This is a genomic window from Conexibacter sp. S30A1, assembly GCF_023330665.1.
GTDB lineage: Bacteria > Actinomycetota > Thermoleophilia > Solirubrobacterales > Solirubrobacteraceae > Palsa-465.
Genome location: NZ_CP097127.1, coordinates 1,268,363 through 1,278,235, shown reverse-complemented (window position 1 = coordinate 1,278,235; position 9,873 = coordinate 1,268,363). Strand labels below are relative to the sequence as shown.

At 66.1% G+C, this 9,873-nt stretch carries 9 protein-coding genes; 3 read left to right on the top strand and 6 right to left on the bottom strand.

Annotated features, from left to right (window positions below):
* Positions 1-57 precede the first annotated feature (57 nt).
* From M3M54_RS06350 to M3M54_RS16895, 3 genes are all read right to left on the bottom strand, one after another.
* Positions 58-333, bottom strand: a complete 276-nt coding sequence (locus tag M3M54_RS06350; protein ID WP_249021342.1) for a hypothetical protein — start codon at positions 331-333, stop codon at positions 58-60.
* Positions 334-353: 20 nt separating this feature from the next.
* A complete protein-coding gene (locus M3M54_RS06345; protein ID WP_249021341.1) occupies positions 354-1,637 on the bottom strand; it encodes an NAD(P)/FAD-dependent oxidoreductase in 1,284 nt (427 codons plus the stop codon).
* A 324-nt stretch (positions 1,638-1,961) separates the two neighbouring features.
* A complete protein-coding gene (locus tag M3M54_RS16895) occupies positions 1,962-2,165 on the bottom strand; it encodes a DUF5661 family protein (RefSeq protein WP_371878648.1) in 204 nt (67 codons plus the stop codon).
* Between the two features lie 323 nt (positions 2,166-2,488).
* Between M3M54_RS16895 and M3M54_RS06340 the strand changes: the two genes are divergently transcribed.
* Both M3M54_RS06340 and M3M54_RS06335 read left to right on the top strand, forming a co-directional pair.
* Complete coding sequence (locus M3M54_RS06340) at positions 2,489-2,815, top strand: hypothetical protein (protein WP_249021340.1); 327 nt, start codon at positions 2,489-2,491, stop codon at positions 2,813-2,815.
* A gap of 383 nt (positions 2,816-3,198) precedes the next feature.
* Entirely contained in the window at positions 3,199-3,858 is a 660-nt protein-coding gene (locus M3M54_RS06335) for a hypothetical protein (protein WP_249021339.1), read from the top strand.
* A 278-nt stretch (positions 3,859-4,136) separates the two neighbouring features.
* Here M3M54_RS06335 and M3M54_RS06330 read toward each other — a convergent pair whose 3' ends face one another.
* From M3M54_RS06330 to M3M54_RS06320, 3 genes are all read right to left on the bottom strand, one after another.
* Complete coding sequence (locus M3M54_RS06330) at positions 4,137-6,350, bottom strand: APC family permease (RefSeq protein ID WP_249021338.1); 2,214 nt, start codon at positions 6,348-6,350, stop codon at positions 4,137-4,139.
* Positions 6,351-6,652: 302 nt separating this feature from the next.
* The gene (locus M3M54_RS06325; RefSeq protein WP_249021337.1) at positions 6,653-7,000 is read right to left on the bottom strand and encodes a DUF2892 domain-containing protein; all 348 of its coding nucleotides are present in this window, start codon (positions 6,998-7,000) and stop codon (positions 6,653-6,655) included.
* Between the two features lie 135 nt (positions 7,001-7,135).
* Complete coding sequence (locus M3M54_RS06320) at positions 7,136-7,423, bottom strand: hypothetical protein (RefSeq protein ID WP_249021336.1); 288 nt, start codon at positions 7,421-7,423, stop codon at positions 7,136-7,138.
* A 926-nt stretch (positions 7,424-8,349) separates the two neighbouring features.
* On the opposite strand from M3M54_RS06320, the gene M3M54_RS06315 reads away from it, so the two are divergent.
* Positions 8,350-9,699 (top strand): transposase, encoded by a 1,350-nt coding sequence (locus M3M54_RS06315; protein ID WP_249018800.1) that lies wholly within the window; start codon positions 8,350-8,352, stop codon positions 9,697-9,699.
* Positions 9,700-9,873 lie beyond the last annotated feature (174 nt).

The following is a 9,873-nucleotide window of genomic DNA, read 5'->3' as shown; positions in this document are numbered from 1 at the left end:
ATCGCAGGCCACGACGCTTCGTGTGCACACGCCGGGGTAACGCTGCAAGGGCCTCACCTACCATTTGCCCGTTCGTGCCAGCTTGTCGCGGGCGGCCTGTTCACGATCGCGGTCGCCTTGGCTGCGTAGCGAGAGCCGCACGAACCAGTTGAACGTGGCTATGACGGGCACAGCCGCGAACAGCGCCAGTCCGAGCGCGCCGTCGCCCAGAACGATCAGCGCCGTGCCAGCCAGCACGAGCAGCGCTGGAATCACGATTCGTGCGACGGCGCGGCCGACCAGACCACGTCGCGAGTTCTCCTCGCCGACTTCGGCTGCCAAGAGCGGTTTCATCGCCTCTGCCTGGCCTGACCTCAGACGTGCGCGAGGCCGTGGTCCATGGTGAACTCCGTGAATGGCATGCCCCAGGAGACCGGCTTTCCGCCCGTGCGGAAATACATCTCCTTGAATGCCATCTTCATCGCGTATGGCGCGTACCCCATCTCGAAGACGCTGGTGTCGCCTCCGAACCAGGTATCGGAGTGGATGTAGAAGCCCTTGTGGCCTCCCATGTCGCCGAAGCACAGGATCGCGGGCTTGTACGGGTCGCGAGCGGCTGCTTCATCAGTCAGGCCAACCTGGACGGCGATCTGATCGGCGACGATCTCTGCCTGCTGATGGCCGAGAGATCCGAGCTTCGGAACGGTCAGCGCGGCGGCATCGCCAACGGCAAAGACCTCGGGATGGGTCGGGTTCCGCATGTGCGTGTCAGTGAGTATGAAGCCGCGTTCGTCACTGATTGGGAGGCCGGTGAGGAACTGGTGGGGCACCCAGTCGGGGAGCACGATCTTGATCTCCGCCTCAACGCTCGCACCGCTTTCAAACTCGATTCCGTCTGCGGAGATCGCCTTTATGTCTTGCGTGTTGTTCAGATACCCGAAGCCCATCTCTGTGGCCATCTGGAGGAACTCCCCGACTATCGCGTCGCCGGCGTCCTCGGCGATCTTCTCGGCTGGGGTGAACAGGGTGATCTTGTGGGCGTCGCCGAGTCCGCGATGCTCTAACCAGTGTGCCATCGTCAGGGCGAGCTCGAGCGGCGGACCCTCACATGCGGCGGCAGCTTCGGGCAGCCACGAAGGCTTGTCCTTGAGTCCCTGATGGAAGCGCGCTGACCCGATCGCGACCGGGCCACCCTTGTAATCATGGAACAGCTTACGCCGCAGCTTGTTTCCGTAGTGCCCGCTGGAAACCGCGTCGCCATGCTCGGCAAAGCCGTCGATGCGGTCATAGGCGAGCCGACTGCCGGTGGCGATCACAAGCATGTCGTAACGCAGCAGCTCGGGTGCCGAGCCGGCGCGATCGGTCGGACGGATCGTGACCCGCTTGGAGTCCAGATCTATTTCGATCGCCTCCGCGTTGACGAAGGCCGTACCGTCCTTGTCGTGGAACCGGACCGTGCCCATGTGCATCGTAACCAGCGGGTCATGATCGGCGAACACCTCCATCGGCAGGTTGGGCACGAAGATCAGATATGGGTTCGGATCGACAACGGTTAGGTGGATGCGGTCACCCAGCGTCTGATGGATATAGCGTGCCGTGGTCAATCCGGCAAAGCTGCTGCCGAGGATTAGAACTCGTGGGCGAGTGTCGGTGCTCATGTGCGCTTCCCTTCTGGCCGTGAGGCCTGTAGTGAAAGAAACGCCGCTTCAGCAGTAGCGCAGCTCCAGCGAAACCAGCAACGTCTGAACTTCTCGTTGGACTTAAGCCAAAACGGAGAAAGTCAGCTTCGGCTGCCACCATTTACGGCTGACGACCTGAGTGCCCTTCGAAATCTGACTGTAGCAATGCCGTGAGTGCGTCACGGCGGCCTTGGCGTGCGGGGCTGGTGTCGGCGATGCCGCCGGACTGGCAAAGGGCAGCGATCAGGGCGTCCACGAGTGTCCGGCGGTGTGTGCCGGCGATCCGGTGAGGTCGAGCTTGGGTCACTGGGGGTGTCCGGGGTTGTGTGCGGCCCAGTAGCGCTCCGCCTCGGCTTCCATCTGTGCGAGGCGGGCGTAGTAATCGGGGAACTCGTTCAGGTAGGCCCACGCGATCTTGCCGGTTGTGGCTTCGTCGTCATCGCTGACGTTCGTCGCTGGGTCGCGTCGCCCGTGCTCGAGTTCGACCTCCAGCCCGATGCGGAACAGCTCAACGTCGAACCACGAGTCTGGTCAATCTGGGTGGCAGGCGTCGGCGCGGCTCGCTGAGTCTCGATCTGGGAATCGCGATGCAGGCTCGGGATCTTGTGGTGTTTCGAGGCTGCGCCGGAGTTGAACGCACGCTGGCAGGTCACGGAGGTCAGCCAGGACATGTCAGCAGCGGTTTCCGAAAGGCCCGTCGCCAATCCTCGAAACGCTCCGGGTGTCTGCCGGCGCGATGACGACCGCGCGTGTCTCTCCAGCGCCATTGATGAGATTCCTCGCCAGCACGCCGAGCATCACGAGGATCTGTTGGCCAACACCAGGCACATGTGGCCGAGGCGGCCCGCGAAGCTCCCCGAGAACCGCGTGAGCTGCCTGACGAACCGCTCACCCAGCCGCTCGAGGCGAGTCGTGAGTGCACGGTGGCTGGGGAGCCACGCAGGTTCTGTGAGATCAGCGACTCGGACACCGCGCAGAAGTTCCTCACGCGCTGGACCGTTCGGGCGCGCAGCGGCGAACCTGGACCGCGCACCTGGTTCTGTGACCTGCTTGAGCAGCGTTGGCTCGGCGTGACCCGCCGAGATCGCGGCCGTATCAGCAACGGGCTGCTCGCGAGGTCAAACAGCCTGAGCCAGGCGGTCAAGCGGCGCCCCTGAGGAGCCAGTGCGCGCACGGGTTGGCCTTGAGGCGGTCGCGAAGCGGAGTACGCTTGAGCAAGCTGCTTCTCTCCAGCTCTCGGCGAGGCAGCAATGTTCCGGCTCCATCACTCGGTCGGCTGTCCCAGGGTGACCGTCAAGGTCGCTCGACCACAGACAGCGTCAGGAGCCTGAGAACGATGCAACACCACACGCAGTGGACCGGCGCAGCTGAGCAAGATGCGTACGCGGCGTCGACGCAGCGCAGGTCGGCTGTTCATGCCACCGGAGCACTGCAGCCCGAGCCGAGCGGGGGTGGGGCGATACTGCTCCCTCTCTTCGTTGGCCTCTCGCTGCTGGTTATCGCTCTGGTTGCGGTACTTGTCAAAACCAGAGCCGTGTGGATGCTTCCAGTGGCGTCGGGCCTGGAAGTGGTCGTGATCGCGGGCTCGTTGGTATGGCTGATGCTGCTGCTCGCCGACCATCCGGAGGCGCCGGCGACGGTGACCCTGGGGACAATGGGCGCGGCCAGGTTCGCGCCTGCCGAGGGCCGCCATCATGTGTTGGTCATTGCCAATCGCGGCCTTGAAGACCCGCGCCTCTGTGCGGAGGTGTGCAGCCGCGGCACACGTTCAGAGACGGACGTGACAGTGATCGCTCAGGTCGTCGCGGCCGGTTGGTTGCACAGCGTGCTGGGCGACATCGACGCCGAGCAGCGGGTCGCGCAAGGCCGCGTCAACGCCGGCTTACAAACACTGCTCAGGAACGGCGTCCGGGCGACGGGACACACGGTTGTCGGGCAGCCGATAACCTCGCTGCTCGACGGACTGCGGGAGTTCCCGGCCAGCGAGGTCGTGATGCTCAACGGCGGCGAAGCCGGTTGGACTGACGCGAGCACGTTCGCTGAGCGCGTCAGGTCACAGTTCGGCCTGAGGGTCACCGAGGTCGATCCGAGCCCTGGCTCGCCGCGCGCCGCACCGCAGCCTGAGGGCGCCGAAGAGGTCGAGGCCTCCGTGGCTGCAGCAGCCACGCACGCCCTTGGCAAAGACCGGGCGTCGACATGAGCCCGGACCAGGTAGCGATCGAGGCATGGGAGTCAGAGGGCGGCACAGTGCCGGTCACGCGGACCGAAGGCGCGCGCGATGGCGGTGTCCGGGACCCCAGCCACGCGACCATGGTGAGCGGAGAGTGGCGTCAGGCGCTCCGGCGTGGCGCCGCAAAGCTCCGCACACCCGGTCGCGCAGTGCGATCACGCTTGCGTCACTGAGCAAGTGGCGGAAACGAGGACCGTTCCTGCCGCGCATGGCCAGGCCCGGCTGCGTGCAAGACGTCGATGGCCGGGTCAGTTGGGCAGGTGGAAGGGGATGCTGGTGATCACGATCCCGGGTTGATGGTTGAGGGCCCTGCGCAGGCGTTGTCCGGTGCGGCTGTGCAGCGTCCGCTGCCAGCTGTGCCGGACGACGACCTGTGGGACGACCACGGTGAGGGTGAGCTCGGGCCGCTGCAGGTGCAGCGCCTCGATGTAGTTGGCCAGCGGTGCGAGGGTGGTGCGATAGGGTGAGACGAGTACTTCCAATGGGAGGTGGTCGCCCCAGTCTTGCCAGTAGCGGTGGAACCGATCGGCCTCCTGGTCGCTCGGGCTGACGTGAACGGCCAGGGTGGGAATGTTCAGCGAGGCCGCGTAGGCCAGCGCTCGCAGAGCGGAGCGATCCAGTGCCGCGACCGGCACCACCGCCAGGTGGGTGATCTCGGCTGGGGCGTCCTGGCCTTCGTAGGTTCTGGCCCCTGCGTCAGTTGACGGCAGTGCAGCATCCTCCACAGCCGGGTAGAGCGCCGCTTGGGCAAGCTGGTAGTGGCGGTGCACGCTCAGGCAGGCGACGATGATCATCGGGATCAGCAGGACCACGATCCAGGCGCCCGAGGTGAACTTGGTGACCAGCGCGATCAGCACCACTGCCCCGGACAGGATCGCGCCGAGCAGGTTGATCAACAGTCCGCGGCGCCACCCGCTCGCGTGGTGCTGGCGCCAGTGGGCGACCATGGCGCTCTGGGCCAGGGTGAAGGCAACGAACACGCCGATCGCGTAAAGCGGGATCAACGGCTCCGTCTGGCCGCCGAAGATCGCGTAGAGGAAGGCGGCCGGCACGGCCAGCACGACGATTCCCACAGAGAACGCGAGCCGGTCACCCATGTGCAGGAAGGCATGCGGTATGAAGTCATCACGGGCCATGAAATACAGCAGCCTCGGGAAGCCGTTGGCGGCCGAGTTGGCGGCGATCAACAGGATCAGCGTGGTGGAGAGCTGGACGTAGCCGTAGAGCAGCCCACCGCCGACGCTGCGATGGGCGATCTGCGACAGCACCGTTTCGGAACCGGGGCTAGCTCCATCCAGGTGGGCGACCACCAGGACGCCGATGAACATCGTCACCAGCAACCCGAGCATGACCGTGAGCGTGCGGCGCGCATTGTCGGCCTCTGGTGGTTTGAACACCGGGACCGCGTTGGAGATCACCTCAATGCCGGTCATTGCGGTCGCGCCTGAGGCGAACGCCCGCAGGATCAGCAGCAGGCCAAGCGCCTCGCTGGCGCCGTGGGTGGCGGGTGGCACCGCGGCAAAACCGTGAGACCCGGCGTCGACGAGCCCGACCACTGTGATCAGCGCGATCGCGACAATGAACATGTAGGTCGGCAGCGCAAAGGCGGCGCCAGCCGCCCCAACGCCGCGCAGGTTGGCAAGCACCAGCAGCACGATCACCACCAGCCCGATCGGGACCGCCCAAGGGCTGGCAGCAGGGATTGCAGAGGTGATCGCCGCCACGCCCGCGGCGACCGATACTGCCACCGTGAGGATGTAGTCGACGATCAGGCCGGCACCAGCCAAGAGGCCCCAGCGCGGGCCGAGGCTGTCGCTGGCCACGATGTATGAGCCGCCCCCGTTCGGATAGGCACGGATGACCTGCCGGTATCCCATGCCGACAGAGACCATCAGCGCCACCAGCACCGCCCCGATCGGTAGGGAGAGCTTCAGCTCTGCGCTCCCCGCCGCGACCAGGATCGCCATCATCGCCTCGGGGCCGTAGGCGACCGAGGAGAGCGCGTCAGGAGACAACACCGGTAGTGCCAGAAGCTTTCCCATTCGCTGCGCGGCGACGGCCGAGCTGCGCAGCGGAGGGCCGATCACCAGGCGCCGGACGTGGTGGCCGACCCGGCCCAGGCGGGTATCTTCGCCGCCGGCTTGTGTGGCCTCCAGCTCATCCTGGCCGCTGGCCAGCGGGTGGTGGACCTGGACGAACGCTCCTCGCTCATGGCGGCTGTCGTACCGGTAGCGGAGCTGAGGGTCCAGCGGCAGTGAGGCTCGCCGGGGATCCGGTGCGGCTTCCGGCGGGCCCCAGCGGCGGCCGACCTCGGCGAGTGCCCGCAGCGACGACTCATCGAGCTTTGGCAGCTGCGCATCCGCTGTTACCGTCGCGTCCGGACCGGCCGAGCCCGCCGCGCCCTGGTCTCGCGTTGGGCGCCCCGAGGACCGCGCCGGCTCTGTCCGCGGCCGCTTGCTCACGGGGTTCGGCGGCCCTTGCGAAGCGTCATCCACGGCTGCTCGCTCCGCGCCTGGAGACCGAAAATCAGCACGAGGCCGGGTCCCGGTGCCGGCCCCGTTGCGCCAGCCGGGTTGTTCCGCGCCCATCGCCAGCCGCAAGGTCGATCCCGCGCACGGCCGTCAGCTCGTCGGTGTCGGTGTCGGTGTCGGTGTCGGGCAGGGTGGCTCCTCGGCGCGGCCGAGGCCGCGGCGTCTGTCACAGCGGCCCCGGCCGTTGCTGTCCATTGCGGCTCCCATGCCGATGGCACCCCGACGCGCGTTGCTCAGCGCGGAACTTGGCGCTGCCCGCGGCTATCGAAATGCACCAGCGAGTAGGCTGGGCAGTAGCCCGTGGCTCCGGTCGCAACCATCACCCCTGCGACCAGGTACAGGATGATCGACACGATCGATGCCGGGCCCATCAGGATGCCGAGGATGACCGCCACCGGCGCGACCAGCGTTGTCCGCAGACGCCGGTCATGGTTGCTCATGTTCTTGTGCATGGAATGCTCCCTTTGTTGGTTGGTCGAAAGGTCATTTGGTCGGTGGCCGTTGTTCCACCGCAGCTTGCTGAGGCGTGAGCCCACGCCGAGTTTCAGCGTCGGGGCACCGATGATCAGCACTACCCCCATCGGTCAGACCAGTCACGTTTCCCGCCCGTGGCACACCCAGCAACCGCGCCCGGTCGGTCTCCGGTAGCCGTGAGCGGCGCAGGTTTCCACGACACCTCTGCCGTGCTGCGCGGATGGTCCTGGTCCTCGTGGCATTCAGCGTCCGCATTCGCTGTCCCCGGAAAGCGGCCGTGTGGCTGACTCAGCGGCACGACGGCGCTGTAACCGGCTCGTGCTCTGTGCTGGGGCGCGCGAGTTTGTGACCAGGCGGTAGCGCAGAGATCGCTGTCCGCTCTCATCTCTCACCGGAGCGCGCTCAATGACATGACCTACCAGTTGCAGGTCGTACACGGCCTGGGCGGGGGCGTCGATTCCCCGCTCAGACATCTCGCCGATCGTCAGCGTGCCGCGGCCCAGCAACGCCAGCAGGCGCGCCTGGTTCAAGTCCGCCGCACCCACGGGCCTGGCCCGATCCGCCGGCCCTGAGCCGGTCCTGCGAGCTCGGGCCAGTCGATACGGGGACGTGAGGGAGTTACGCAACGCTGGCGCCAAGCGGGAGAGCCGCGCACGAGCGGCTCCCGGCAGCGCGCGGGTGGGGGCGTCGCGTAGACCGGCGCTGGTCCTCTCAGCGCCCGTCGCCAAACTGGCGGCGGGTCCCCTGACCGCTTCGGGCTGCGCCAACAAGTTCTGTACAGCTGGCCCGTAGGTCCGATCGCCCCCGGATACTTTGCCAGAGCCTTGCAGAACCGTTTCGGCGTCGAGGTTTGCGTAGCTACCCATGGGAGTTGCCGTTGTGACGCCGCACAGCGAACGCCTTGGTGACAGCGCAGGCTCTCGACGAGAGTCGTCGACACCGAACACTCTCCCAGGTGATCGGAGTGCGAGTCGCTCTCGGGTTACTCGCTCTCGCCCGCCATGGCGAGGACACCGCGAGCCTGTTGCCAGCGGGAACGGCATGGGGTGGCGGATGCGTGTCAGATCGCGGCAGTGACCACGGCGCGCACCGCCATGGGGAACGCGCGTGGCGTTCGGGACAGTTCGTTTGAGGGGAGAATCCGGTCAATCGGCTCCTGACGCGTTGCTCAGTGCCGACAGGCTGGCCGACACGCTCACGCCGGCCGGGATCTGGAGCCGGAAAACTTCATCCGCCGAGGTGCAAACTCGGGTTTCGCACTTTTGGGCCTGTAGCGGCATAGCGGCGTAGCAGGTGGTGGTGGTGGGCGGGGCCGTGGCGGGCTGGTGTGGCCTGTTGGCGCGGTGTCGGGGAAGGAGCATCGGCGGCTTGCGCGAAAGCGGTTGCTGTCAACATAACCCGTCCGTCGCGGCCAAGGGGAGGCACGCTGCGCGGCTTCTCTTGGAGGCTGCCGCCGATGCTCTGCGTCCCATCTTCGCTGAACGAGCTGCTTGTCCTGTTTGAGTCGTGTTTCACCCGTCCCACGTTTGAGACGTTCCGGGGGGTGTTGGTCGGTCAGGTCTCGCAGACCTCTCTGCGGTGCGTGACCGGGATGCTGACAGGCTCAAGGCTGTCGGGGGTGTGGCATCACGCGCGTTGCCACCGGTTCTTCGCCAATGCCCGCTGGTCCGTGGACGAGCTCGGGTTACGGCTCGCCTGCCTGATCGTTGAGCGCTTCACAGAACCGGGTGCGAGCGTGCTGGTCGCGGTCGACGACACGCTCCTGAAACGCAGGGGACGCCGGATCCACGGCACCTTCTGGCATCACGACGCGACCGCCAACAGCCGCTCAGGCTCGGTCGCGTGGGGGAACAACTGGATCGTGGCCGGGATCTGTGTCAAGCTGCCGTTCCTGCAGCGCACCGTATGTTTGCCGGTCCTGTTCCGGCTCTGGCAGCCGCGGCGCGAACAGTTCGTCAAGCAGCACAAGCCCGATCCTGAGCGGCCCGGGAAGGTCAAGCTGGCCAGGGAGATAGTCTGCCTGCTCGCCAAACGGCTGCCGGATCGCCAGATCAACGTGGTCGGTGACAGCGCCTACATCAGCCAGGCGTGGCGTGCTGCACCCAAGCGGGTGACGATCACATCGAGGCTGCGTAGCAACGCGGTGATCTACGCCCCTGCGCCGCCGCGCACCGGCAAACGCGGCCGGCCACGCAAATGGGGCAAACAGCTTGAAAGCGTTCAACAGATCGCAGCCGACCCCGCCACCGAATGGGTAAAGACGACCGTCAGGCGCTACAGCAAAACCGAGACGCTCGAGCTGGCTGAGATCAACTGCCTGTGGGAGCCGCTCGGCGCCGAAACCCCGGTCCGTGTGATCCTCGTCAAAGACGACACCAAGCCGTGCGGCTACCAGATCGCGCTGATCACCACCGACCTTCACGCCACCGCCGCGCAGATCGTCGAACGCTACGCAGACCGCTGGCCGATCGAAGTCGCCTTCCAGGACGGCAAAGAACTGTTCGGCGTCGGTGATGCCCGCAACCGGACCGAGAAAGCCGTGCAACGGACCGTCCCATTCCAGTTCTTGGCGATGGACCTCACGATCATCTGGTACGCGCTCTACGGACATCACCCCGACATCGTCACAGAGCATCGCGCCCGCGCCCCCTGGTACCTCTCCAAGACCACCCCATCATTCCAGGACATGCTCGCCAAGCTACGACGAGTGATCATCGCCACCCAATTTCAACCCGAACAGGCCCGAACCCCCACAACCCAGGAAATCAACCAAGTCCAGCAAGCATGGGCAGCCGCCGGCCTATGAACTGCGAAACCCGAGTGCAAAGCGGACGAACATAAATCATACACCAGTAGCTGGCGCCACGCCGCGCTTGAACGGCAAGGCTGCCGCACTCCGCCTGGCTCCTACTGGCCTGACGGCGCCTGGTCATGGGTCTCCAGCGCGGCGTGAGCACCACGTCCCGTACGGTCGAAGAAA

Excerpts from the sequence above, each read along its gene's own strand:
- M3M54_RS06350 (WP_249021342.1), bottom strand. The coding sequence starts at position 333 with ATGAAACCGCTCTTGGCAGCCGAAGTCGGCGAGGAGAACTCGCGACGT.
- M3M54_RS06345 (WP_249021341.1), bottom strand. The coding sequence starts at position 1,637 with ATGAGCACCGACACTCGCCCACGAGTTCTAATCCTCGGCAGCAGCTTT.
- M3M54_RS06335 (WP_249021339.1), top strand. The coding sequence starts at position 3,199 with ATGCTTCCAGTGGCGTCGGGCCTGGAAGTGGTCGTGATCGCGGGCTCG.
- M3M54_RS06325 (WP_249021337.1), bottom strand. The coding sequence starts at position 7,000 with ATGGGGGTAGTGCTGATCATCGGTGCCCCGACGCTGAAACTCGGCGTG.
- M3M54_RS06315 (WP_249018800.1), top strand. The coding sequence starts at position 8,350 with ATGCTCTGCGTCCCATCTTCGCTGAACGAGCTGCTTGTCCTGTTTGAG.